15 protein-coding genes are annotated in these 26081 nt (G+C 67.9%); 5 read left to right on the forward strand and 10 right to left on the reverse strand.

From position 1 onward, the window contains the following. Positions 1 to 15: 15 nt before the first annotated feature. From U5N23_RS08935 to U5N23_RS08960, 6 genes are all read right to left on the reverse strand, one after another. Positions 16 to 6627: an Ig-like domain-containing protein gene (locus U5N23_RS08935; RefSeq protein WP_322592460.1), complete on the reverse strand. Its 6612-nt coding sequence runs from the start codon at positions 6625 to 6627 to the stop codon at positions 16 to 18. A gap of 386 nt (positions 6628 to 7013) precedes the next feature. Beyond that, entirely contained in the window at positions 7014 to 14231 is a 7218-nt protein-coding gene (locus tag U5N23_RS08940) for a DUF4347 domain-containing protein (protein WP_322592461.1), read from the reverse strand. Between the two features lie 344 nt (positions 14232 to 14575). Beyond that, positions 14576 to 15010, reverse strand: coding sequence for a hypothetical protein (locus U5N23_RS08945; protein WP_322592462.1), 435 nt, complete (start codon positions 15008 to 15010; stop codon positions 14576 to 14578). Between the two features lie 139 nt (positions 15011 to 15149). Continuing rightward, positions 15150 to 15704, reverse strand: a complete 555-nt coding sequence (efp, locus tag U5N23_RS08950; protein WP_007852467.1) for an elongation factor P — start codon at positions 15702 to 15704, stop codon at positions 15150 to 15152. A gap of 150 nt (positions 15705 to 15854) precedes the next feature. Then, positions 15855 to 16955 (reverse strand): elongation factor P maturation arginine rhamnosyltransferase EarP, encoded by a 1101-nt coding sequence (gene earP / locus U5N23_RS08955; RefSeq protein WP_322592463.1) that lies wholly within the window; start codon positions 16953 to 16955, stop codon positions 15855 to 15857. After that, positions 16952 to 17854 carry a LysR family transcriptional regulator gene (locus U5N23_RS08960; protein WP_322592755.1) on the reverse strand — a complete coding sequence of 301 codons (903 nt, stop codon included), beginning with the start codon at positions 17852 to 17854 and terminating at the stop codon, positions 16952 to 16954. The genes earP and U5N23_RS08960 overlap by 4 nt, the downstream gene beginning before the upstream one ends. A gap of 141 nt (positions 17855 to 17995) precedes the next feature. Between U5N23_RS08960 and U5N23_RS08965 the strand changes: the two genes are divergently transcribed. From U5N23_RS08965 to U5N23_RS08985, 5 genes are all read left to right on the forward strand, one after another. Continuing rightward, complete coding sequence (locus tag U5N23_RS08965) at positions 17996 to 19207, forward strand: CaiB/BaiF CoA-transferase family protein (protein WP_322592464.1); 1212 nt, start codon at positions 17996 to 17998, stop codon at positions 19205 to 19207. Further along, positions 19204 to 20226, forward strand: a complete 1023-nt coding sequence (locus U5N23_RS08970) for a hydroxymethylglutaryl-CoA lyase (protein ID WP_322592465.1) — start codon at positions 19204 to 19206, stop codon at positions 20224 to 20226. The genes U5N23_RS08965 and U5N23_RS08970 overlap by 4 nt, the downstream gene beginning before the upstream one ends. 63 nt (positions 20227 to 20289) lie before the next feature. Next, on the forward strand, positions 20290 to 21285 hold the full coding sequence (locus U5N23_RS08975; protein ID WP_322592466.1) for a tripartite tricarboxylate transporter substrate binding protein: 996 nt from the start codon (positions 20290 to 20292) through the stop codon (positions 21283 to 21285). Positions 21286 to 21472: 187 nt separating this feature from the next. Next, the gene (locus tag U5N23_RS08980) at positions 21473 to 22459 is read left to right on the forward strand and encodes a tripartite tricarboxylate transporter substrate binding protein (protein ID WP_322592467.1); all 987 of its coding nucleotides are present in this window, start codon (positions 21473 to 21475) and stop codon (positions 22457 to 22459) included. 144 nt (positions 22460 to 22603) lie between these two features. After that, positions 22604 to 23029, forward strand: a complete 426-nt coding sequence (locus U5N23_RS08985; protein WP_322592468.1) for a DUF2845 domain-containing protein — start codon at positions 22604 to 22606, stop codon at positions 23027 to 23029. A 15-nt stretch (positions 23030 to 23044) separates the two neighbouring features. Here U5N23_RS08985 and U5N23_RS08990 read toward each other — a convergent pair whose 3' ends face one another. From U5N23_RS08990 to U5N23_RS09005, 4 genes are all read right to left on the reverse strand, one after another. Next, complete coding sequence (locus U5N23_RS08990; protein WP_322592469.1) at positions 23045 to 23935, reverse strand: DUF3626 domain-containing protein; 891 nt, start codon at positions 23933 to 23935, stop codon at positions 23045 to 23047. Positions 23936 to 23992: 57 nt separating this feature from the next. Next, positions 23993 to 24535: a hypothetical protein gene (locus U5N23_RS08995; RefSeq protein ID WP_322592470.1), complete on the reverse strand. Its 543-nt coding sequence runs from the start codon at positions 24533 to 24535 to the stop codon at positions 23993 to 23995. A gap of 35 nt (positions 24536 to 24570) precedes the next feature. Beyond that, positions 24571 to 25176 (reverse strand): hypothetical protein, encoded by a 606-nt coding sequence (locus U5N23_RS09000; protein WP_322592471.1) that lies wholly within the window; start codon positions 25174 to 25176, stop codon positions 24571 to 24573. A gap of 106 nt (positions 25177 to 25282) precedes the next feature. Beyond that, a complete protein-coding gene (locus tag U5N23_RS09005; RefSeq protein ID WP_322592472.1) occupies positions 25283 to 25927 on the reverse strand; it encodes an NMCC_0638 family (lipo)protein in 645 nt (214 codons plus the stop codon). Positions 25928 to 26081: the final 154 nt, after the last annotated feature.

Below are 26081 nucleotides of genomic sequence, written 5' to 3' on the forward strand. Positions count from 1 at the left end.
CAGCCGCCTCTGCCGTCAGGCGAACTCGATCCCCTTGGCCGTGAGGCCTACGAGGTCGATGCGCACGGCATTCATCTCCAGATTGGCCGCCATCACCACCAGCTCCCCGGCCGACACCCCGCCGGCCATCAGGTCGGTAAGCAGCTTGAGCTCGCCCTCCGTGCCCGCCCGGCCCACCACACTGGTCCACAGCGTCTGCGCGATCTGCGTGGGCGTGTTCGCCCCCAGGAGTTGCAGCCCCAGCCCCGCAATGGTCTCGCTTGTGGCCCCTGCATCGAGCAGGCGGATCACCTCGCCCACCACGCCCTTGTTGCCCAGCAGGGCCGGCCCGCCCAGGGCACCGAGCAGCTTGGCCGCCTGGCCTGCATGGCCATCGAGGTCCAGCGCAAGCTTGCTGTCGTTGAACGTGACCCGCTCCACCCGCGTGGTGTCCAGCATGGCCCCATCGGTCAGGCGCTGCAGGGTGAAATTGCCATTGCCGTGGGCCTGCACATGGGTCTGGCCCAGCGTGGCAGGGATCACCACGGTATCGGTGCCCGCACCGCCATCGACATACCGCGCCAGGCCCAAGGTGGGGTTGATGGTGTTGTGGCCCGCATCGCCGGTCACGGTCACATCGCGGATGGCATCCACGCGGATGGCGCCTGCGGCACCCATGCCCTCCAGCAATTGCGCAGGCGTCCTGCCAGCACTCTGCTCGGGGAAGAACTGCGCGAACAGCGTCGCCACTTCCAAGGCCGTCTTGCCCGTCAGCGTCTGGGTGATCGCCCCCTCGCCCTGGTTCAGATCGCGCCCGACCCACTTCTGGAACAGATAGGCCCCTGCTTCTTCGGCCGCGCTGTGCGCGACCGTCAGGCTCGGCCCGGTGGCAAACCGCACCTGCTCCACATCGACCAGCCAGTCGGAGACACCCGAAGCGGTGTGCGTGAGCTTGATGCCTGCGCCTTCCAGGGTCACGGTGTAGTCGCTGCGCGCCCCCTCCTGCACGGCCACATCAAAGCCCGTACCGCCATTGAGTTTGTCGCTGCCCGTGCCGCCCGAGAGCAGGTCATTGCCCGCGCCCCCGAACACGATGTCGTCTCCGGCATCGCCATGGACCTGGTCATCCCCGCCCAGGCTACCGACGACATCGTTGCCCCCGCCGCCGTGGATCACATCGTCATCGGGCCCAAGCACGATGTACTGGACGCCGCCATCCCCGCTGGCGGCGTTCTGGCCAGCCCCGCCGATCAGGCGCACATTGCCCACCACGGCGATGAACTCGATGTTGTCCACCTGGATGGTGGTGCCCGAAGGCAGGCTGCGCGCATCCACGATCACCGCCTGCTTGCCATCGGCCGGGTTGTTGCTGCCGGTGATCACCAGGGGCTGAGAGCCGTCATAACCCGCACCGATGGTGGGCTTCAGGATCTGCACCGACAGCGGTTCATTGGGCGCCAGGGTGGCATAGAACACCTGGCCGGCGTTGGTCAGCTCAGGGCTGTCGCCGGCAATGCGCTCGATCCGAAAACCCAGTTCGGCCAGGGCCGCAGAGCCCGTGGTCGTGGTGGTCAGCCCCTCGGCCTGCAACCCGACGCCGGTGGGCACACCCACCGAGACGATCGGCGTACCGCTCGGCGAAGTGACCAGCGGGATATCGGCCAGCGGAGAAGGCGTGCCGGGAGTATCGGGCCGGGTGGGCACCACCACCGGGATGGTGATGATGGTGGACCCACCGGGGCCGGGTTCGGTGACAACCGGTACCCCATCGACAGGGGTGCCTGGCGGGGTCGGTGGCGTGCCTGGATCGGGGGCGGCGGTGTTGTTGGTCACCGCCGTGGCGGCCAGCGTGGCGGCATCGTTGCCGGCCGCATCCTGGATGGCACTGGCATCGTTGCCGCCCGTCGGGTCGGCATAGGCCACCGTCACCACCTGGCCATTGGTCACCGCCGTGGTCAAGGTCAGGGTCACGGTCTTTGCTGCCGCATTCACCACTGCCCCAGTGACCACGTTCGGGACCACCCCCACCATCACGGTAAAGGCCCCGGGCGCAGCGGCGTTGACCGCATCGAGCGTGCCCGCATCGGTATAGGTCAGCACCAGCGTGCTGCCATTGACCGTAGCCGAGGCCAGCACCGGGGCCGTCGGATCGATGGTCACCGACAGGCTGGGCGAGGCCGTGCTCAGATTGCCTGCGGTATCCGAGGCCTTGGTGGTCAGGGTATGCGCGCCAGCGGCCAGGGCCGCACCGGGGGTGATGGACCAGTTGCCCGCGCCATCGGCAACCGTGCTGCCCAGCACCGTGGTGCCATCGGTGTCGTACAGGGTCACGCCCGCGTTGGCATCGGCCGTGCCCGTCAGGGTGGGCGTGGTGTCCGTGGTGATGCCGTCTGCATTGGAGGCCCCGGTATCGCTGGCGGCATCCAGGATCGGTGTGGGCAGGGCCGCAGGCGGGGTGGTGTCGATCGTGAGGACCAAGTCCGCAGATGCCACGCTCACATTGCCCGCCGCATCCGTGGCCTTGGCGGTCAAGGTGTGTGCGCCCGCCGACAGGGCGGTGGTGCTGGTGATGGACCAGGCGCCGCCGGTGGCCACCGCAGTGCCCAGCACCGTCGTGCCATCGGTGTCGTACAGTGTGACGGTGCTGCCCGCCTCGGCCGTGCCGCTGAGGGTGGGCGTGGTGGCGTTGGTGATGTTGTCCGCAGACGAGGTGCCCGAATCGCTGCCCACCACCAGATCGGGGGCCGAGGGGGCGGCAGGGGCCAGCGTGTCGAAGCTCAGCCCAGGCGTCGGGCCGGCACCGCCACTGTTGCCTGCGGCATCGGTGTAGGCGCCGGTGGCCACCGTGATGCTGGCCGTGCCACCATTGCTGGCGGCCGTGGGGGTAAAAGTGGCGGTGCGGGTCAGGCCAGAGCCGGAGATGGCGCCCAGGGTGCCGCCGGTGACCACCACGTCGCCCACGGTGCCGTTCCAGCTGAACGTGGCGCCGGGGTCTTCGCTGAAGGTGAAGGTGATGGTGGCCGTCTCGCCGATCTTGAGGCTGGGCACATTGCTGGTGATGGCCAGCGTGGGCGCCGAGGCATCGAAGGTGACCACCAGCCCGGTGGAGGCCGTGCTCACATTGCCCGCCGCATCGGTGGCCTTGACCGTCAGGGTGTGCGCGCCAGACGACAGCACCGAGCTGGTGAGCGACCAGGCTCCTGCGCCATCGACAGCCGCGGTGTCCAGCACCGTCGTGCCATCGGTGTCGTACAGCTGCACCGTGGCGTTGGCCTCGGCCGTGCCCGTGAGGGTGGGCGTGGTGTCGGCGGTGAGGAGGTCGCTGTTGGAGGTGCCGGTATCGCTGGCGGTGGCCAGAACCGGGGTTGCGGGTGCTGCCGGGGCGGTGTGGTCCAGGGTATAGGTGCTCCCTACGGCATAGCCGCCCACGACGGCCAGGCTGGAGCCGTTCTCGATGCCGGTGCCGCTGGCCTTGAGGTCCAGCCGCAGGGTGCCGTCGCCGGTGATGCCGTTCACGGTCACGGTGTAGGTGGTGCCCGAGCCGGTGACACTGGCCACGGTGCCAGAGGCCGTGCCCGAAGGGGTCACGGCGAAGTCGCTGGCGTCCACACCCGTCACCGCCTCGCTGAAGATCACGGTGTAGTCCACGCTGGTGGCAGCACTGGCGACCGTGGCCGATGCACCGCCTGCGCGCACGATGCTGGTGACCGTGGGGCCGGCAGCGATCACCAGGGCAAAGGTGTCGTTGGCGGTGAGGAGGCCATCGCTGGCCGTGACGCGTACCTGCAGCGTGCCCGCATCGCCCAGGGCCGGGATGCCGCTGAAGGTGCGCGTGGCCGGATCGAAGGCAAGCCATGCGGGCAGGGCACCGCCGCCGTCCAGCGTGGCCGTGTAGGTCAGCGTGGTGGCGGCGTCCGGGTCCTGGAAGGCATTGGATGCGAAGGTGAAGTTGAATGCCTGCGTGGCCGTGGCTGCCTGGTCAACGATGGGCGTGGCCACCGTGGGGGCCTCGTTGGCGTTGGTCAGGTTGACGGTGAACGCCTTGTCGGTGAACAGGCCCCCGCTGTCGGTGGAGCGCACGGTGACGGCGTAGCTCGCCTTGGCCTCGAAGTCCAGCGTGGTGCCGGCCTTGAACTGCAGATTGCTGCCGCTGATCTCGAACACACCCAGGTCCGCACCGCCAGCGATGCTGTAGGTGAAGGCGCCCGCTTCCACGTCGGTGGTGGAGAGGGCACCAATGGTCAGGGGCGCGACGGTGGAGGTGTTCTCCGCCACGGTGCTGGGCGACAGCGCGATGTTGGTGGGCGTGTCGTTGACGGGGGTGGCGTCCAGCGTGATCGTGCCGTTGGCCGGGCCGGCGTTCGCGGCATCGCGGATCTGGGTGGTGATCGTGACGTCCTGGTCCCAGTTGGCCGCGGGCGTGAAGGCGACTGCGGCAAGGGCTGCGTTGACGTTGGCGAGCGTGCCGCTCACCGTCCAGGCGCCGGTGCCGGCGTTGTAGGTGGAGGTCGATGCACCGAACGTGCCGGTGCTCAGGGAGCCGGCAGCCGCATTGCTCAGCGTCAGCGTGGCGGTGAGGGTGTCGCCGCTGTCCGGGTCGGTGATGACGATGTCGCCCAGGGGCACGGCGGCGCCGGGGTCTTCGGTGTAGGGCACCGTCTGGGTCAGGTTGGTGGCCGTGGGGGCGACGTTGGACACGCCCGTCGTGAAGTTGAGCTGGGTCTTGTCCGAGATACCGGCAAACACCATGCCGTCCGCGTCGCGAAAGGCCTGCTTGTCGATCAGCAGGTAGTAGCCCGTGAGGTCCGCCAAGGAGGTGGTCGGGTTGATGGTGATGGTGGTCGTGCCCGTGCCCGTCACGCTTGCGCCATTGGCGGCGATGGTATGGACCAGTACGTTGTCGCTGCTGCGGTAGATGCGGATGGAACCCGTGCCTGCCGTGACGGCCTCGTTGAATTGCAGCACCAGGTTGTCGCCGGGGTGCACAGCGGTGCCGTTGTCCACCGGGGTCGACGCCGTGAGCTTGGGCGGCGAGCCTCCTTGCCGGTCGAAGATGCCGGCGCTCTGGCCGGTGAAGTCCCAGATGTCGACATCGCCATCGTTGTCGAAGTCGGCCACATGGGTGGCGGGCAGGGTCCAGAAGGGCGTGGCAATCGCCGCGAACGGGCTGGCGCCATGCGCGATCTTGGTGAACTGCCCGCTGCCGTTGTTCTGGAAAAACTCGGGCGTGGCGCCATCGGTTTGGTAGGCCAGCACATCGATGTCGCCATCGCTGTCGAAATCGCCCACCTTGGCGTAAGACAGGTTGAAGGTGATAGCCACATCCTTGAGCGGATTGTTCACACCCGTCTGGCGGCTGTAAACACCGTTGTTGTTCTGCAGGTAGACCGCCGTACCGGGAGGGCTGGCATTGTTGTTGGTGATGCCCGTGGCATCCCAGATGTCCAGGTCGCCGTCACCGTCGAAGTCGGCCACGTGGGTGTTGGATGCGTTGTAGAACTGGTCGGCCAGGGCCACGCCGGCAAAGGGGCTGCTGCCGTAGCTGACCGAGGTGAACACGCCCGAGCCGCTGTTGCGGAAGTACTCGAGCCCGGTGCTGTTCTGCATCCAGGACAGCACGTCGATGTCGCCATCGCTGTCGAAGTCGCCAATGATGGCGACGTCCTTGAACGAGTCCACATCCTTCAGGGGGTTGGCGGCGATGCCGAGCCGCACGTAGGTGCCGTTCTGGTTTTCCAGGTAGAAGCCCGGGCCGTTCACCGAGGGGTTGGCGCTGATCAGGTGGTCATCGCCCGCGTAATCCCAGATGTCCATGTCGCCGTCGCCATCGAAGTCGGCGACGTAGGTGGTTTCCGAGTTGTAGAAGTGGTCGGCGACGGCCACGTTGCGAAATGGGCTGCTGGGGTCGGCAGCGCTCACCGCGTTGAAAGTGCCCGAGCCATTGTTGCTGTAGAGCCAGACCGTGTTGTCGCTCACGCGGTAGTTCAGCACATCCACATCGCCATCGCCATCGAAGTCGCCCACGATGGTGGATTGGGCTGTGCGGGGCACGGCAGACAGCGGATTGGTGGCGCTGGAATAGGTCACCGCCAGCAGGTGCGCATAGTCCTGCAGCGCCTCTTGCGCGGCGATGGCATGGGCGGACTCCACCGTCCCGGCCTGGGCCTCCAGCTGCCAGTTGCCCGCTTGCAGTGCAGAGCCGGTGGCATCCACCGATGCCGCCACATCGGCCTGGGTTGCCTGGGCCAGTTGCTCGATGAACTGGCGGCCCGCGTCGCCGCTGGCCACGTCGCAGCCATACAGCAGAATGTCCCCATCTGCGGTGAGCGAGTCCCCGATGCGGGCCAACAGGTCCGACCGGGCCTGCACTTCGTCCACCCCCACCGAACTGCTGCCCAGTTGCACGCGGCCAGCCTCGCCGTGGCTCAGGATGTGGATGGCATCGATGCCGCTGCGCCCCTGCAGGTGCGCGGCGATCTGGTCCAGCCCGTCGCGGGAGCCATCGAGCACCACCACATCGGCACCCTCGGGCGCGGCGGCCGCCAGCGTCTGCCAGTCGGGCAGGTCATCGAACACGAAGACCACTTGCCGCGCGGGCGGCAGGGCGCCCGTGGGCAGTGGGGTGTCGATGGTGGTGCTGCGGATCATGGGGCGCTTCCTCGGGGCTGTGGCGGGCCGCTGCACGGGGCAGGGGCCATGGCCATGGGTTCTGGATCTCCTGGGGGCGCACCGGCACAGGTCGGGAAAGGCCTGGTGGTGCTGAAGCCGCATTGCGCGCGGCATCCCGGAGTATGGGTCGTCACAGCAGACCCCTGGGGCAGCGCCAGCTTTGCGGCGGCGGCACCATGTTGGTGATTGCTGGGTGTGCAAGCCTTTTCTAACAGAAAGTAAGAGTTCTTACTAACAATATTGGGCACGCGAGGGGCCGCGCATGCCGCTTTGCAATCCCGTATCGGGTTGGGCAGCGGTTACAGGAAGCGGGTGGCTGCGCGCGCAGCCGCCTCTGCCGTCAGGCGAATTCAATGCCCTCGCCGTCAGGCGAACTCAATGCCCTTGGCCGTGAGGCCTACGAGGTCGATACGCACGGCATTGGCATCCAGATTGGCCGCCATCACCACCAACTCCCCGGCCGATACCCCACCGGCCATCAGGTCGGTGAGCAGCTTGAGCTCGCCCTCCGTGCCCGCGCGCCCCACCAGATTGGTCCACAGCGTCTGCGCGATCTGCGTGGGCGTGTTCGCCCCCAGGAGCTGCAGCCCCAGGCCTGCAATGGTCTGGCTCGTGGCCCCGGCATCGAGCAGGCGGATCACCTCGCCCACCACGCCCTTGTTGGCCAGCATGCCAGGCCCGCCCAGGGCACCGAGCAGCTTGGCCGCCTGGCCGGCATTGCCATCGAGGTCCAGCGCCAGTTTGGTGTCGCTGAACGTGACCCGCTCCACCCGCGTGGTGTCCAGCATCGCGCCATCGGTCAGGCGCTGCAGGGTGAACGATCCATTGCCGTGGGCCTGCACATGGGTCTGGCCCAGCGTGGCAGGGATCACCACGGTATCGGTGCCCGCGCCGCCATCCACGTAGCGCGCCAGGCCCAGCGTCGGGCTGATGGTGTTGTGGCCCGCATCCCCGGTCACGGTCACATCGCGCACGGCATCCACGCGCACAGCTCCCGCCGCACCCATGCCCTCCAGCAATTGCGCAGGCGTCCTGCCAGCACTCTGCTCGGGGAAGAACTGCGCGAACAGCGTCGCCACCTCCAGGGCCGTCTTGCCCGTCAGGCTCTGGATGATCGCCCCCTCGCCCTGGTTCAGATCGCGCCCGACCCACTTCTGGAACAGATAGGCCCCGGCTTCTTCGGCGGCACTGTGCGCCACCGTGAGGCTCGGGCCGGTCGCAAAGCGCACCTGCTCCACATCGACCAGCCAGTCGGAGACACCCGAAGCGGTATGCGTGAGCTTGATCCCGGCCCCTTCCAGAGTCACGGTGTAGTCCGTCTTCTGCCCTTCCTGCATCGCCACGTCAAATCCCGTACCGCCGTTGAGCTTGTCGCTGCCGGTACCACCCGAGAGCAGGTCATTGCCCGCCCCACCAAACACGATGTCGTCGCCGGCATCGCCATAGACCTGGTCATCACCGCCTTCGCTGCCCACAGTGTCATTGCCACCACCCCCATGGATGGTGTCGTCGTCCGCCCCCAGCACGATCCACTGGTTCGCGCTGTCACCGCTGGCCGCATTCTGGCCCGCGCCGCCAATGACGCGCACGGCACCCACGACCGCCAGGAACTCCACATCGTCCACCTGGATCACCGTGCCCGAAGGCAGGCTGCGGGCATCCACAATCACCGCCTGCTTGCCATCGGCCGGGTTGTTGCTGCCGGTGATCACCAGCGGCTGCGATCCGTCATAGCCGGCACCGATGGTGGGCTTGAGGATCTGCACGCTCAATGGCTCGTTGGGCGCCAGGGTGGCATAGAACACCTGGCCGGCATTGGTCAGCTCAGGGCTGTCGCCGGCAATGCGCTCGATCCGAAAACCCAGCTCGGCCAGGGCGGCAGAGCCCGTGGTCGTGGTGGTCAGCCCCTCGGCCTGCAACCCGACGCCGGTGGGCACACCCACCGAGACGATGGGGGTACCGCTGGGCGAAGTGACCAGGGGGATATCTGCCAGTGGGGAGGGCGTACCAGGGGTATCGGGCCGGGTGGGCACCACCACCGGGATGGTGATGATGGTGGAGCCGCCAGGGCCCGGCTCGGTGACGACGGGCACGCCATCGATGGGGGTGCCGGTGGGCGGGGTGGGGGTGCCGCCCCCGTCGTCCGAAGGAAAGCCCGCAGCCGTGACCGCATTGCCCGTGAGATCGGCGATCACCACGGCCGCATCGGCCCCGGCATTCCAGTCTTCGGCCAGAGCGATGTTGTAGGTGGTGTTGTCCACCGAGCTGGTGCCGGCCTTGTCCAGCAGCAGGTTCACGCCCGCCTTGTCGGTGGTGCTCAGGGTCAGGCTGAAGGCCGTGGCGCTGGTGACATCGGCATTGGCGGTATCTGTCAGCGTGTAGGTGCTAGCCGCCTTGCCGGTAAAGGTCAGCCGGTTGGCGAGGATGTCGTTGGCAGCGCCATGGGCGCCCAGCAGCCCGGTGCCCGTGACCACCAGCACGCCGGTGGCCACGTTGTAGGTGGCGCTGGTGACGGTGGGTGCGGCCACATTGGCCACCGTGACGCCATTGCTGGCGTCGGCCACCGCCACGACGGCATCCGTCCCGGCGGCCCAGTCCTCGGCAGCAGCCAGGTTGTAGGTATTGGCGCTGGTAGAGCTGGTGCCGTTCTTGTTGGCCAGGGCATTGACGGCGGCCTTGTCCGCAGCGCTCAGGGTCAGCGTGAACGACGTGGCGCTGGTGATCTCCACATTGCCGGTGGTGGTCAGCGTGTGGCTGGCGCCGCCTTCGCCCTGCAGGCTGAACCGGTTGGCCACGATGTCGTTGGCGGCCCCGGACGCCCCCGAGAACCCGGTGCCCGTGACCACCAATGCGCCGGTGGCCGCGTCGTAGGTGGCACTGGTGATGGTGGGCGGGGGAACATTGCTGACCGTGATGGCCGACGTGGCGTCGGCGATGCTGCCGCCGGTGACCACGCTGTTCCAGTCGTCGGCCGCAGCCAGGTTGTAGGCGGTGCCACCGGTGGAGGTGCTGCCGTTCTTGTTGAACAGGGCCTCGACGGCAGCGACATCGGCACCGGCCAGGGTCACGGCAAAGCTGGTGGCCGAGAGCACCTCCACATTGCCCGTGGTGGACAGGGTGCGGGCAACACCGCCCTCGCCGGTGATGGACAGGGCACTGACGGTGATGTCGTTGGTGGCGCCCAGGGTCTTGACCAGTCCCGTGCCGGTCACGGTGAGGATGTGGGTGGTGGCGTCGTAGGTGGCACTGGTGATGGTGGGAGCACTGACATTCGATACCGTCACCGCATTGCCGGTGGGGTCGGCACCGGTGGGACGGCTGGCATTCCAACTGGCCAGGGCGGCCAGGTTGAAGGCGGTGGCATCCACGGCAGAGCTGCCGTTGGTGTTGAGGATGCCGCCCACGGCCAGTTGGTCTGCCGCGTTCAGCGTGATGGAGAACGCCGTTGCGTTGGTCGCCGTGGTGTTGGCGGTGGTCAGGGTGTAGGAGCCCCCGGCCTGGCCGACGAGCGACAGTTGGGAGACATCGATGGTGTCGCCCGCGACCATGTTGACGGCCGAGACCGAGAGGATGCCGGTGGCGGCATCGTAGGTGGCGCCCACGATGCTCGGCGCCGCGTTGCTGACGGTGATGCCGTTGCCCGTGAGGTCGGCGATATCGCCGCCCGTGACCACGCTGTTCCAGTCGTCGGCGGCGGCGATGTTGTAGGTGGTGGCGCTGCTGGCCGAGGAAGTGCCGTTCTTGTTGAGCAGCGAGGCCACGGCCGATGCGTCGGCACCGGCCAGCGTGAGCGTGAAGCTGGTGGCCGAGGTGACTTCGACATTGCCCGTGGTGGACAGGGTGCGCGTGGCGCCGCCCTCGCCGGTGATGGTCAGGGCGCTGACGGTGATGTCGTTGGTGGCGCCGATGGTCTTGACCAGGCCCGTGCCGGTGACCACCAGGGTGTTGGTGCTGCCGTCGTAGCTGGCGCTGGTGATGGTGGGGGCAGCCACGTTGCTGACGGTGACGGCGTTGCCGGTGAGGTCGGCACCTGCTCCTGCCTGCCAGTTGGCGGCGGCTGCCAGGTTGAACGGGGTGGGGCCCGTGGCCGAAGAGGTCCCGTTGTTGTTGAGCAGGCCGTTGACGCTGAGCTGGTCGGCGGCGTTGAGCGTGACCGAGAAGTCGGTGGTACTGCTGGCGGTGACGTTGCCCGTGGTCAGCGTGTAGGTGGCGCCGCCCTGGCCGGTGAGGGTGAGGTTGCCGACGACGACATTGCCGCCGCTGGCCAGGTTGACGCCGGTGGCGGTGAGCACGCCCGTGGCGGCATCGTAGGTGGCCGAGAGGATGCTGGGCGCCGCGTTGCTGACGGTGATGCCGTTGCCCGTGAGGTCGGCGATATCGCCGCCCGTGACCACGCTGTTCCAGTCATCGGCGGCGGCAATGTTGTAGGTGGTGGCGCTGCTGGCCGAGGAGGTGCCGTTCTTGTTGAGCAGCGAGGCCACGGCCGATGCGTCGGCACCGGCCAGCGTGAGCGTGAAGCTGGTGGCCGAGGTGACTTCGACATTGCCCGTGGTGGACAGGGTGCGCGTGGCGCCGCCCTCGCCGGTGATGGTCAGGGCGCTGACGGTGATGTCGTTGGTGGCGCCGATGGTCTGGACCAGGCCCGTGCCGGTGACAGTGAGGATGCCGCTGGTGCCGTCGTAGGTGGCGCTGGTGATGGTGGGGGCGGTGACGTTGCTGACCGTGACCGCGTTGCCGGTGGTGTCTGCCGCTGCACCGACGGTGGAGTTCCAGCCCGTGGCACCGGCCAGGTTGAAGGGGGTGGCGTCCACCGCCGCCGTGCCGTTGTTGTTCAGGATGCCGTCGATGGCCAGCTTGTCTGCGGCGCCGAGCGTGACCGTGAAGGCCGTGGCATTGCTGGCGGTGGGATTGGCGGTGGCCGCGGTCAGCGTGTAGCTGCCTGCCTGGCCCGTGAGGCTGAGCTTGGTGGCGTCGATGGCATCACCCGTCACCATGCCGGTGGCCGTCACGGACAGGGTGCCCGTGGAGGCATCGTAGGTGGCAGAGGTGAGGGTGGGCGAGACCACGTTGGACACTGTGATGCCGTTGCCGGTGGTGTCCGCAACCACCACGGCGGCATCGGCACCATTGGCCCAGTCCTCGGCGGCGCCCAGGTTGTAGATGGTGCCGCCCGACGATTGCGTGCCGTTGGCCGTGAGCAGGGTGCGCAGGCCGCTCTGGTCGGTGGCCGACAGGGTCAGGGTGAAGCTGGTGCCCGAGCTGATCTCGACATCGGCGGTATCGGTCAGTGTGTAGGTGGCGCCGCCCTGGCCGGTGAAGGTGAACTTGTTGGCGACGATGTCGCTGGCGGAGTCGCGCAGCACAAAACCGGTGCCCGTGACCACCAGGGCGCCGGTGGCCGCGTTGTAGGTGGCGCTGGTGATGGTGGGCGCCGGCACCGTGGCGGTGAGGCCATTGCCCGCGAGGTCGGCTACCACCACGGCGGCATCGGCGCCGGCGGCCCAGTCCTCGGCGGCCTCCACGTTGTAGGTGGTGCCGCTGGTGGAGATGGTGCCGGTCTTGTTGATGAACAGGTTGGCGGCGGCCCGGTCGGTGGCGCTCAGGGTCAGCGTGAAGGAGTTGCCGGAGGTGATCTCGACATCGGAGGTGTCCGTCAGGGTGTAGGTGTTGTTGCCCTCGCCGCGCAGGGTGAACTTGTTGGCCACGATGTCGTTGGTGGCGCCCGCCCGGCTGGTGAAGCCGGTGCCCGTGACCACCAGCGCGCCGGTGGTGGCGTTGTAGGTGGTGCTGGTGATGGTGGGCGTGGGTACGTTGGAGACCGTGAGGCTGTTGCCCGTGGTGTCGGCCACCGTGACGGCAGCATCCGCGCCGGCCGCCCAGTCCTCGGCTGCGGCCAGGTTGTAGGTGGAGATGTCTGTGGACAGGTTACCGTCCTTGTTCAGGAGCAGGTTGGCCCCCGCCTTGTCGGTCGCGCTGAGCACAAGCGTGAACGAGGTGCCGCTGGTGATGTCTACATTGCCCGTATCGGTCAGTGTGTAGGTGCTGCCGCCCTCGCCCCGCAGTGTGAACTTGTTGGCCAGGATGTCATTGGTGACTCCGTTCAGCGATTTCAGGCCTGTGCCGGTGACCACCAGCACACCCGTGCTGGCGTTGTAGGTGGCGCTGGTGATGGTGGGCTCGGCCACGTTGCTGGCCGTGACTGCATTGGTCGCATCGGCGGTGTTGCCTGCGGTGACATTGGCATTCCAGTCGTCTGCAGCCGCCAGGTTGAAGGTTGCGCCGCCAGTGGACGTGGTGCCGTTCTTGTTGACGATCTGATCCACCGCCGCCTTGTCGGTCGCGCTCAAGGTCAGCGAGAAGCTGGTGGCGCTGCTGATCTCCGCGTTGGAGGTATTGGTCAGCGTGTAGGTGGCACCGTTTTCACCGGTGAGGGTGAACTTGTTGGCCACGATGTCGTTGCTGGCCCCACCGGTCGCTTCAAAGTTGATGCCCGTGACCGCCAATATGCCGGTGGCGGCATCGTAGGTGGAACTGGTGATGGAGGGCAGGATGATGGGCGTCTCGAAATCGATGTCGTCGAGCGAAACGTAGATGTACGGGGAGCCTGGAGTCGTGGCCGTGAAGGTGAAGCTGGTGATGTTGTAGAAAGCGGAGTTGTTAGAAAAGTCTTGGGATGGGTACAGGACGTCGCTCATATAGGTGATTGCGCTGCCGCCCTGGGGCGTGAGCGTGTACTCCACCGAGGCACCTCCTGACGATGTGCTTTCCGCCACCATGAAGCTCAGCCCATTGAGGCGGAAGGGACTGTCGTCGGCGGCGCTCACCGTGACCGAGGTCACGTTGGCTGCAAAGTAGTCCAGCGCCAGGAAGTTGGTTCCCGAACCTGGCGACAACAGAGGGTCGTCCGAGACGTAGTGCTCGTATGCCGAGTCAACACCAGGCCCGTTCATTGTGTATTTGACGCCGTTGTGGGTGAAGGTCTTGCCCGCGCCCACCTTCGTGCCGTCAGCGTCGCTGAAGGTCTGGTCCGGGGGCAGCACCAGCACCCCCTGGTATTGCTCCAGGCCCCCCAGCGACGCTGTGCCCACGGTGCCGTGCTTCCGGTCCAACCGCCAATTGCCGCCCAGATGGACAGCGCCGACCAGGCCGGTTGCCGCAGCCACATGGGCGCCCGTGGCCAGCGCCAGGGCCTGCACGAAGTCGCAGCCCACGCTGCCCGCGCCAGCACGGCAACCATAGACCAGAATATCGCCATCTTCGGCCAATGCCGAGCCGATGTCGGCCAACGCTTGCGCATGCTCGGCTACAAGAACTGTGGTCAACGGCAGGTTGCCCAGCAGCAGGCTGCCCGGTGTGCCGTGGCTCAGGATGTGCAGGGCCGCGATGCCGCTGCGCCCCTGCAGGTGCGCGGCCATTTGCGCCAGGCCGTCGCTCCAGCCATCGAGCACCACCACCTCGGCACCTTCGGGTGCGGCGGCGGCCAGGGTCTGCCAGTCGTGCAGGTCATCGAACACGAAGACCAGCTCAACGGGGTCGCGCGCGCCCAGGGGCATGGGGTGGTTGGTATGGCGGTGGCCGGTCATGGCGTTTCCTCGGGGATGTGGCGGACCTGCTGCCTGCGGGAGGGGGCGGTCGCCAGGTGTTCTGGATGGACGGGGGGCGCGCACGGCACAGGCCTTGCCGGGCCGGTGGCGGGGTCGCCGCGTGGTGCCCGGCCTTGCGGAGCACGGGCGGTCACAGCGGGTATCGAGGCGTGGGTATGAGAGGCACCTGGCCCGCCTTTAGGCCGGGCCTCTCCGCTGCGGGTTGCTCACTGTGAAACCGGTTTTTACCAGAAAGTAAGTCATTTACAAACGAATACTCTGCGCTGGATGCCCGTGCTGGTAGATACCCCAATGCGACAGATCCGTCGCGCCTGGCGCCGGGCTCAGCGCGGCTGCAGCACCTGGTCCGGGTTGCTGCGGTACAGCGCAAAGAATTCGTTGAGCGAGGCCGCGACCCGCACGGGTGGGCTGTCGGCGCTGAGGGGGCCGGCGAGGACTTCCGAGCGTCCATCCGCCGCCGTGCGCAGGCGAAACACCTGGCTGTGGGTCAGGAAGTCGGCAAACTGCACGCCCCATTCGGAGGGCGGGCCCTGGTTGGCGCGGCTGACTTCGTCGAGCGACCACATGCGCCAGAACTCGCCGTCCATGGTGGCCATGCCGCCCAGGGTGGTGTACAGGGTGAGCACTTCGGGGGTGGCGGGCTGGCCCAGTTGGGCAAACAGCGCCTGGACCTGCGCGGGATCGCCGGGCGGCAGCATATCGACCCCATCGATGCGCCAGCGGGGCATGAGTGCGGTGAGGTCGGTGGCAAGGTCCATGCCGATGATTGTGCGCGAGGCGCGTGACGCTCGCAAGAATTCGCTGTCGATGGGAGCCAGGCGCTGTCTGCGCCAACGAAAAAGGCTTCCCGAGGGAAGCCTTTGTTCAGCAGGGCTGCAGGCGCTTGCCCGCCGCACCTTACACGCGCTTGCGGTATTCGCCGGTGCGGGTGTCGATTTCGATCTTGTCGCCTTGCGAGACGAACAGGGGCACGGGCACTTCGAAGCCGGTGGCGATCTTGGCGGGCTTCAGAACCTTGCCGGAGGTGTCGCCCTTGACGGCGGGTTCCGTCCAAGTGATTTCGCGCTCGACGCTGGTGGGCAGTTCGACCGAGATGGCCTTGCCGTCGTAGAACACCACTTCGAGGGCCATGCCGTCTTCCAGGTAGTTCAGTGCGTCACCCATGTTCTCGGCTTCGACTTCGTACTGGTTGTAGTCGGTGTCCATGCAGACGTACATGGGGTCGGCGAAGTAGGAGTACGTGCAGTCCTTCTTGTCCAGGATCACGTTGTCGATCTTGTCGTCGGCCTTGAACACGTTTTCGGTGCCGAAGTTGCCGATCAGGCTCTTGAGCTTCATGCGCACGGTGGCTGCACCGCGGCCGCCACGGGCGTATTCGGTCTTGAGGACGACCATGGGGTCCTTGCCGTGCATGATGACGTTGCCGGCGCGGATTTCTTGAGCGATTTTCATAGCAGTTTGGTTGCTTGGGTTGGGGGCCGCTCAACGCGCTGGCCGCACGCCCTGGGGGCTGTGCATCTGGCCGGCGCATGTTCCGCGGCGGGATTGCGCGGGGTACGGGCACCATGGTGCCGCGCCTCGATTTGCGCAAAGCCTCGGATTTTACCTTTTTTCCGCGATAAATCCTACCAACTGGCCCACCAGGTCGGTTTGTTGCATGAGGCGCGCGCGTGCCGCCTGCACGCAGGCGGTCCACTCGGACAGGGTTCCATCATCCGGAATGGTCAGCGCGCCGTGGCCGGGAATGCCGTTCCACGCCGCGTGAAAGCCGCGCAGCGAGGCCGGAGCCTGCAGCCAGTCGAGAAACGCCGCCAGCTTGGCGTGGTGGGCGCCATCGTCCTGCGGGTAGATGTGCCAGACCAGGGCGCGGCCGGCCCACAGGGCCCGCACCAGCGAGTCCTCGCCACGCACGGCGTTGAAGTCGCTGGCCCAGAGCAGGTCGTCGAAACCCGGCTGGTCGGTGGGGGCCAGAAACTGCAGTTGCAGCGGGCCATGCTCTGCCGGCAAGGTGGCCAATGCGGAGCGCACGGCCTGCGTGGCGCGCCCGGGCGTGACCAGCAGGCGGGTGGGCACGGCGCCGGGCTGCAAGGCCTGGGCCAGCAGGGCGGGCAGGGCAGCGGGCTCGTAGCAGAACAGTGACATCCAGCGTTCGGGATTGGTGGCTGCCGCAGGCTGGCCCGCGCGCCAGGCGGCGGCAAAGCCGGGTGGGCGCTGGTCCAGCAGCCCCGGCTCGCGCAGCAGGCCGCCCGTGGCGGGGGTGAAGCCGGGGTAGAAGAACCAGCGCGTCCAGCCCCGGGCCGGGCCCGACATGATGAGCGAGGGCAGGCGGTGGTTGCGCTCCACATAGGGCTCGGCCGAGAGGTATTCGAGGTTGATCCACACGGGTTGCCGCGCTGGCGCATGCTGCACGGCCCAGGCCAGGAAGGGCTCGGGGATTTCGCAGCCAAAGGCTTCGACCACCACATCGGGCGCGGCCTCGTGCGCGGCTGGCACCTCGCCGCCCCAGGGGCGCAACTCTACGCCGGGGCATCCCACTGGCGCCATCCACGCCAGGGCCGAGGCATCGTCCACCCACAGGCGCACGCGCTGGCCGCGCGCGGCCAACTGGCTGGCCAAGCGCCAGCACACGCCGATGTCGCCATAGTTGTCGATGACCTGGCAGAACACATCCCACTGCAGCGGGGGCAGGGCAGGCACCGTCATGCGGCAGGCCCTTGGGCAGGCGCGCGCAGGTGGTCCACCAGCAGGCGCGCCACGCTCGACAGCGACTCTTCCGAGCGCACGCACAGCACCAGCTGGCGGTGTGCCCAGGGCTCGTTCAGCGTGACCACGCGGATGGGCTGGCTGCCCTTGTACAGCGCAGCGCTGCCGCGTGGCATGACGCCCACGCCCAGGCCGGCGGCGATCAGCAGGCACAGCGCGTCGTAGCTGGTGACCTGCATGCGCAGGCGCAGCGGCAGCCCGGTTTCGGCAGCGGCCTTGGTGAGCTGGTTGTTGATGGCGCTGCCCGGGTGGGCGCCCACGAAGTCGTAGGGCAGGGCATCCACCAGGCGCACCGATTTGCGCCGCGCCAGGGCGTGGTCGCGCGGCACCACCAGGGCCAGCTCGTCGGTGCGGTAGGGCAGTTGCATCACGCGGTCGCCATAGTGGCCCTGGTTGAGGATGCCGATGTCGGCCGCGTTCTCGGCCACCGACTGGGCGATGGCGGTGCTGATCTGCTCCTGCAGCCGCACGTCCACCTGCGGGTGCAAGGCCATGAAGCTCTGCAGCTGCGCCGGCAAGAACTGGCTGATGGCCGAGATGTTGGCCACCACGCGCACGTGGCCGCGCAGGCCGGCGCCATAGTCGCGCATCTGCGTGGCGATGCCATCGAGGTCGTTGAGCACGCCGCGCGCCAGGTTCAGCAGCGCATAGGCCGCAGCCGTGGGCTCGGTGCCCTTGTTGCTGCGGGTGAACAGCGCCACGTGCAGGGCGTCTTCCAGATCGGCCAGGCGCCGGCTCACGGCCGACGCGGCCAGGTGCTCGCGCGCGGCGGCGGCGGCGATGGTGTTTTCTTCCATCACGGCAACGAACAGGCGCAGGGAGACGGGGTCGAGCTTCATGCGCCCGATATTACCTGCCATGCCGAAACGCGATGGTGGGTTGTTGCATCAGCGTTTTGCGACAGCGCCAACTGTAAGCATCATGCGTGTCAACACAGCAGACCTCATCCCGCAGGCTGCGACATTGGAGACAAGAACACGATGGGTGCCACACCAACCCCCACCGCCGCCGCCCTGCAGGGCGTGCGCGTGGTCGAGATGGGCCAGCTGATCGCCGGCCCCTTCTGCGGCAAGACGCTGGGCGACTTTGGCGCCGAGGTCATCAAGATCGAAGCGCCAGAATCCGGCGACCCGCTGCGCAACTGGCGCCTGATCAAGGAGGGCACCTCCGTCTGGTGGCAGGTGCAGTCGCGCAACAAGCGCTCGGTAGCGCTGGACCTGCGGCAAAAGGAGGGCCAGGACATCGCCCGCCAGCTGATCGCCGAGGCCGACGTGCTGATCGAGAACTTTCGCCCCGGCACGCTGGAGGGCTGGGGCATGTCGCCCGAGGAACTGCACCGCATCAACCCCGGGCTGGTGATGCTGCGCATCTCGGGCTACGGGCAGACCGGGCCCTACCGCGACCTGCCGGGCTTTGGCGCCATCGGCGAGGCCATGGGCGGGCTGCGCCACCTGACGGGTGAGCCGGGCAGGGTGCCGGTGCGCGTAGGCGTCTCCATCGGCGACACGCTGGCCGCGCTGCACGGCGCCATCGGCGTGCTGACGGCGCTGTACCACCGCAAGGTCAACGGCGGCCAGGGCCAGGTGATCGACGTGGCGCTGCACGAGGCCGTGTTCAACGTGATGGAAAGCCTGATCCCCGAGTACAGCGCCTTTGGCGCGGTGCGCGAGGCGGCGGGCAGTGCGCTGCCGGGTATCGCGCCGTCCAACGCCTACCCGTGTACCGACGGCTGGGTGCTGGTGGCGGGCAATGGCGACAGCATCTTCAAGCGGCTCATGCAGGCCATCGGCCGTCCCGACCTGGGCGCCGCGCCCGACCTGGCCGACAACGCCGGCCGCGTGGCGCGCGTGGACGAGATCGACGCCGCCATCGGCGCCTGGAGCGCACCGCTCACCGTGCAGCAGGTGCTCGATGCCCTGGGCACGGCCCGCGTGCCGGCCGGCAAGGTCTACACCGCGCGCGACATTGCCGAAGACCCGCACTACAAGGCGCGCGACATGCTGCTCACGCAGGAGACGCGCGACGGCTACAGCGTGCAGGTGCCGGGCATTGTGCCCAAGCTCTCGGCCACGCCGGGCAGCATACGCAGCAGCGCGCCGCACCTGGGCGACGACACCGATGCGGTGCTGGCCGAGGCGGGCCTGACCGCCGAGCAGATTGCGCTGCTGCGCAGCAAGGGGGTGATCCAATGACTACCGCAACGCAAGTAGGTGGCGTATGGGCTGGTGCGGGCAAGCGCATCCACATGCAGGAGGTGGGTCTGCGCGACGGCCTGCAGATGGAGGCCGCCTTTGTGCCCACCGAGGACAAGATCGCGCTGGCCAATGCGCTGTCGGATGCGGGCCTCTCCAAGATCGAGGTGACCTCGTTCACATCGCCCACGGCCATCCCTGCGCTCAAGGATGCCGAGGTGGTGATGCGCGAAATCACGCGCCGCCCCGGCACCGTCTACACCGCCCTGGTGCCCAATGTGCGCGGGGCCGAGCGCGCCATCGAGTCGCGGGCCGACGAGCTCAACCTGGTCATGTCGGCCAGCGCCACGCACAACATCGCCAACCTGCGCATGACGCAGGAGCATTCGTTCGCCGCGCTGGCCCAGGTGGTGGCCACGGCGCAGGCCGCGCGCGTGGCGGTCAACGTGTCGCTGTCGTGCGTGTTCGGCTGCCCGATGGAGGGCGAGGTTGCGCCTGAGGCGGTGTTCGGCTGGGTGCAACGCTTTGTCGACCTGGGCGTGGGCGGCGTCACGCTGTGCGACACCACGGGCATGGCCTACCCCACGCAGGTGGCGGCCATCACCGCGGCGGCGCGGGCGCGCTGGCCGGGCGTGGAGTTCACTTTGCACTTTCACAACACGCGCGGCATGGGCCTGGCCAATGTGCTGGCGGGCATCAGCGCCGGGGCCGACCGCTTCGACGCATCGCTGGGCGGCCTGGGCGGTTGCCCCTATGCGCCCGGTGCCAGCGGCAATGTGTGCAGCGAGGAGATCGTGCATGCGCTCGACTGCATGGGCTACGCCACCGGGGTGGACCTGCCCCGCCTGCTGGCCGCCGCGCAGCGCCTGCCCGCGCTGATCGGCCACGACATCCCCAGCCAGATCGCCAAGGCCGGGCCGCGCCTGGCGCTGCACCCGGTGCCGGGGGATTTCGAGGCGATCAAGGAGCGGGCGCTGGCGCGGGAGAAAGAGCTGCTGGGGGGAGGGCGCGCCGCATAGCCCACCCGCTTTTCAGCGCTGTTCTGGTTCATTCATTCCAATAAGACGACAGGAGACAAACCCATGATCGATTCGAGAACCCCATTGCACAGGCCGCGCAGGCTGCTGCTTGCCGCGCTGCTGTGCGGGGCGGCATTCACTGCCACTGCGCAGGACACGGGCAAGTTCCCCGGCAAGCCCATCACCGTGGTCGTGCCCCAGGCCGCGGGCGGTGCCAACGATGCGATTGCGCGCGTGCTGGCGCAAAAGCTCGGCGAGCAGTTGGGCCAGTCGGTGGTGGTGGAGAACCGGCCTGGCGCGGGCGGCAACGTGGGCACGGCCTACACCGCCAAAACCCGGGCCGACGGCTACACCCTGCTGGTGACGGCGGACAGCGCCCAGGTCATCAACCCCTGGCTGTACAAGAGCACCGGCTTCGACCCGGTGAAGGACTTCGAGCCTGTGGCGCCGCTGGCCACGGCGGGTTATGTGCTGGTGGCGCACCCGTCCTTTCCGGCCAAGAACATGGCGGAGCTGATCGCCGTGGCCAAGGCCAACCCGGGCAAGTACGCAATCGCCTCGGCCGGCAACGGCACGCTCAACCACCTGATCGGCGAGATGCTGCAAAAGGCCGCCGGCATCGAGCTGCAGCACATCCCCTACAAGGGCTCGGCGGCAGCCGCCACCGACGTGGTGGGCGGGCAGGTGCCGCTGTCGGTGCAGAGCCTGCCGTCGTCGATCGCCTTCATCCAGGCCGGCAAGCTCAAGGTGCTGGGAGTCGTCAACGAAAAGCGCGTGGCCGCGCTGCCCGATGCGCCCACCATGGGCGAAACCCTCAAGGGCTTTGGCCAGACGCCCTGGTACGGCATGTTCGCCCCCGCCGGCACGCCGCCCGCCGTGGTCGCCCTGCTGCAGGCCGAAGTGGCCAAGGCGCTGGACAGCAAGGCCGTGGTCGACAAGCTGGCGGCCGTGGGCTGCGAGCCTTTCAAGGGCACATCCGCGCAACTGGGCACGCTGGTCAAGGACGACCTGGCGCGCTGGCACAAGGTGGTGCAGGACACAGGCGCGAAAGTAGATTGACATCCCCCTGAGTCGCTTCGCGCCTTCCCCCTTCTCTCGAATGGCTACGCCATTCGGGAAGGGGGACACCGCCAGCGCGGCGGGGCGGCCCTTGCGCGGCGGTCGCTGGCTTGGGCCCTGTGTTTTCGACCGCTGCGAACCCATTTTTCAACCCATCAACAACTGAGACAACGGAGACACATCCTTCATGACAACGACCCGCAAACAATTCACCCTTCTGGCCGTGGCCGCACTGGCCGCCAGCCTGGGAGGCAGCGCCTTTGCCCAGGGCAGCAGCGCCTACCCCGCCAAGCCCGTCACCCTGGTCGTGCCCACGGCCGCAGGCGGCACCACCGACCTGTCGGCGCGCATGCTGGCGCAGGCGCTGGGCCCGGTGCTGGGCCAGTCGGTGGTGGCCGACAACAAGGGCGGCGGCAACGGCGCCATCGCGGCCAGCGCCGTCAAGCGCGCCGAGCCCGATGGCTACACCCTGCTCATGCAGTACTCGGGCTACCACGTCATCTCGCCCCACCTCACCAAGCAAAAGCAATGGGAGCAGAGCGACTTCCAGCCCGTGGCCAACGTGATCTCGGCCCCGCAGATCATCGTGGTGCGCAACGACCTGCCGGTGAAGACCCTGGCCGAGCTGATTGCCTACGCCAAGGCCAACCCCGGCAAGCTCAACTACGCCTCGTCGGGCAATGGATCCTTGCAGCATGTGACCGGCGCCATGCTGGAGCAGCAGGGCGGCGTGAAGATGGTGCACGTGCCCTACAAGGGCACCGGCCCCGCGCTGCAGGACCTGCTGGGCGGCCAGGTGGACCTGACCTTCGGCACCGCGCCGCCCTTCATGCCCCACATCGCCGCCGGCAAGCTGCGCGTGCTGGCCGTGACCGGCAAGGAGCGCCTGCCCAGCCTGCCCGATGCGCCCACCACCGCCGAAGCCGGCTACCCCAAGGTGGATGCCACCTCCTGGTTCGCCGTGTTCGCCCCGGCCGCCGTGCCCAAGCCCGTGATCGACAAGCTCGCGGCCGACATCCGCACCGTGGTGCAGAGCCCCGCCTTCAAGCAGAAGGCCCAGGAGCAGGGCGCCACCGCCGACTACCAGACGCCGCAGCAGCTGGGTGAGAAGGCCAAGGTGGAGCTGGCGAACTGGGCGACGGTGGTGAAGACGTCCAAGATCGAGGCCGAGTAAAGGCCGGGGGGTCAACCGGCCTGCGCGCTCAGCCGTTGAGCATGCAGGCCGCAAGCGCCAGAAGGGCCCGCCTCGTGCGGGCCTTTGTCATGGGCGTGGTCTGTCCGCGTAAAACTTTCAAACCTGTTTCGCATCCAAACGACCATGCCGCAACCCCCAGCACCACCCGCCGGCCATGCCCTCGCGTTTCTATCGCGCCTGTGTGCGCGCGGCGCCGGGTTCATCGCCCTGGCTGCCATTGCCATCGCCGGCACCCTGACCCCCGTGAAGGAAGCCCTTGCCCAGGGCCTGGGCTGCGGCGGCCTGCTGGTGGGCGTGGGCGATTCGCGCGCCAGCCTGGTGATGAAGTGCGGCCAGCCGTTTGCCACCGACACGGTGTGTATCCGCATCCCGCGCGTGGTGTGGTCCGTGCCCTTGCACCCCCGTGAGGCGCCGCGCCAGTATGTGACGGAGACATGCGAATATGTCGACGAGTGGACCTACCACCGTGGCCCGGGCAACTTCATGTCGGTGGTGCGGCTGCAGAACGGGTTGGTGGCGCAGATACGCGATGGCGACAGGGTGCCGTGAGTCGCTCCCCGTACATCACGTTCCCTGTATCTGCGACAGGTCGCCAAAGCGCGCCACGCAATGCCACACCTTCTTGAGCGCCTGCGGATCGTGGTCCCCTGACGCTACGGCGTCGCCGATGGTAGCCGGCGTCAGCACACCGTTTCGGGCGATCTGCACTCCCAGCGCGACGATGTCTGGACTCCGGTAGTCCGCGTGGCGGCGCAGGGTCTTAACCTCCAGCCGAAAGCCCGCATGCCATTCCACCTGGCAGGGCAGTCGGTGCGCCAACTCCTCTAGATGAGTTCCGCGAAAGCACGGGTCCAGCACCAGGGCCTCCACATCACGCGCCAGCAGCACGGGGCCGTGGACATGGGCTTCGATGTAGTGGTCGAGCGGATCGGGTTGGCTGTCTGCTTCGGCCAGTGCAAGGAGTTGCGCGGCCTGGGCTGCCGTGCCGAAGTGCTGCGGTTCGAACACGCTGTCGGGGTAGCAGAACGTGGCGCGTTGCAGCACCTTGGGTTGGAGGCGCAAGTACGACGAGCCGAACCGGGGCGCCGCGCCCGTGGGCCGTGCCCGAAAATTCAGGGCGCCGTACTTGGGCCGCTCTGAAGGGGGCCCACCATCGTAGGCACCGCCGAAGATGCGGCTCTCCCACTGCCACCGGTCGCCGCCTTCGTGCGCGGTCAGTCCGCCGTTGCTGGTGCGGGTTTCGAACTGGGATTTGTAGCAGCCGTCGTCCAGCAGGGCCTGCAGCAATGGCCGGCCCTGGTGCCAGCGGTCGGGGTGGAACTGCAGGGTGATGCGTGCGGCGACATCGAGCGGCTGACCTTCGCCGCTGCTGCTGCGTGCGCCGACCTGCCGCAGGGCGTGGTCTTGCGGGGAGCCGGGGGACAGACCGCCATGCGGTGGCGTGTGGTGCACCATGCATACATCCTACCCAGGCCCGCTTTGGGGGGCTTGCACGGATCGGCTGCGAGTCGCTCAGGGGCGCAGCCGTACAAAGCGCACAGGCTTGCCGCTCTGGGGCAGCAGCGCCCATCTGGCGAGGAAGGTGATGGCCGGCATGTGCGCGCCCTCGTTGGACGGCTCCATTGGCGACTTGGTGTTTTCATCGGGGTTGGTATGCACGAAGCGGACCTCGATCTCATGCGGCCACTCGATCATCTGGCCGAAGTACAGGCCGTAGGAGCCGTCCTTGCCCAACCCGCGGGTGATGCCAACCACCATGTAGCGTTCAAAGTCTACATCCGGACGGCCGTCGCGTGGGACACCTTCATCGCTTGGGTCCATGCGGTGGGCTGCCTGCCATATGGCCTCCCACTCGGTTTCGTTGCGTGCCACGTACTCCGCCCAGGGCCACAGCCTTGTCACGGGGTAGGCTGGCAGCAGGTTCTGCCAGGGGATGCGCATGCCCTGCGCCGGGGACGCGCTGCGGGGTTCCACTGTACTGCAGCCTGCCACAAGACCGATGACCGAGAGCGCGGCAACGCGCCGGTTGAACTGGATGGTGGGCGTGTCGGCCATGGGTTGCAGTCCTTGCTGGTGCCTGTAGGTGGCGTCTACCCGGTTGGCGCCTGCCATACCGCCAACGCTGCCTGCAGGTCATCCAGGCAGGCGTGCTGTGCCACCGCTTCCTTGCGCGTTGCCGCCACGTGCGCAAGCAGCGCATGCACGGCGCGGCGCTGCAGGGGCGAGCACCAAACCAGGAACCGGTTGTCCTGGCCATCCCAGGCCAGGTGCGAGAGCAGTTGCCCGGCATACCAGCTGTGGTCGGGCCAGACGTCGGGCAGCAGCGCGAAGCGGGCCAGGGCGGGGAAGAAGTAGCCTATGCCGTCCGCACTCGAAAACGTGATCGGGTCCCAGCCCGCGTTGCCCAGATCACTGCGGCGCAAGGTGTCGCGCGTGCGGGCACGCAGCGTGTCGTCGTGCTCGCGGCACTCGTCGCAGTGGCTGCGGTCGGTGAAGTGCTCGGGCTTGTCCACGCCGGCAAAGGCGGCTTCCACCTGCGCCAGCATGGCTTCATCGGTTTCGGCCTGCGGCCAGGCGTGGGCGCAGCGCAGCAGGTGCGCCACCCAGGCCGTGGCCTCGGCGTCGGTGCACTGTGCAAACCACTTGAACTCGCCCGCGGCCAGGGTTTTGGAGCCATTGGCGAGCGCGCGCACCACGGCCTCGAAGTCCCCTCGGCCGGGGTGAAGGCGATGGTGCTGGCGCCGCAGTGCGGGCAGGGGGTGGTGTTGCCTGGGGTCACCTGCGTACCGCTGGCGGGACCCGTCAGGGCGCGTAGGTCACGCTGGCCAGCCCCTGCAGGTCGGCCGTGGGCGATTCCGACGTGGTCAGGCTGTACAGCACGCGCTTGGTGGCGTCGGGTGCTGCCCACTCATAGGCAATGGTGTGGGCCGTGCCGTTCAGGGGGCTGGCGGATTTCGAATCCTGCACCTGGCGCGCGACCATGGGCGCGGGGGCCTCGTTCGCCAGCTTCTTGAACCAGGCCACGCTCTGTGGCACGCCCACCCGCCGCGCATACACGGCGCACAGGTTCTGGCCATCGGGGATGGCGACCACGAAGCTGCCATGCGGGTCCGGCACCGGCCAGACCTTGCCGGGCTGGCCCTGCAGGAAGTACGCGGCCTTGTCGGCCGGCATGGTGGGCAGCGGCGCCAGCTTGGTGCGCAATGCGCCCAGGCTGGACGCGTACTTGGCGCAGGTGGTGGCGAAGATGTTGGCAAACGCTTCGGCCTGCTGGACGGGCGTGCTCGCGCCTGCGGAGGGCCCGCTGCCTGCGGCGTTGGGGGTGGGGGTGGTTGGCGCAGCGGGCTTGGCTGGGCTCTGCGCGTAGGCCTGGGCAGACAGCGCGAGCACAGCGGCAGTTGCCGCAAGCAGGGCGCGGGCTGGGAAGACGGCGTGCTTTTTCATCATGGGTGGCTGGATCCGGGATCTTGCGTGCAGGGGAGGGGACAGCAGGAGCGCGGCGGCGGGTTGCCGCAGGGCCGGCTCAGAACCCGCCATTGTGCCAAAGCACGCAGGCCGGCCCTGCCGGCGGGGGCAGGTGGTACCCCCGCTACCGCACGAT

This window comes from Acidovorax sp., from assembly GCF_034519795.1.
Classification (GTDB): domain Bacteria; phylum Pseudomonadota; class Gammaproteobacteria; order Burkholderiales; family Burkholderiaceae_C; genus Acidovorax.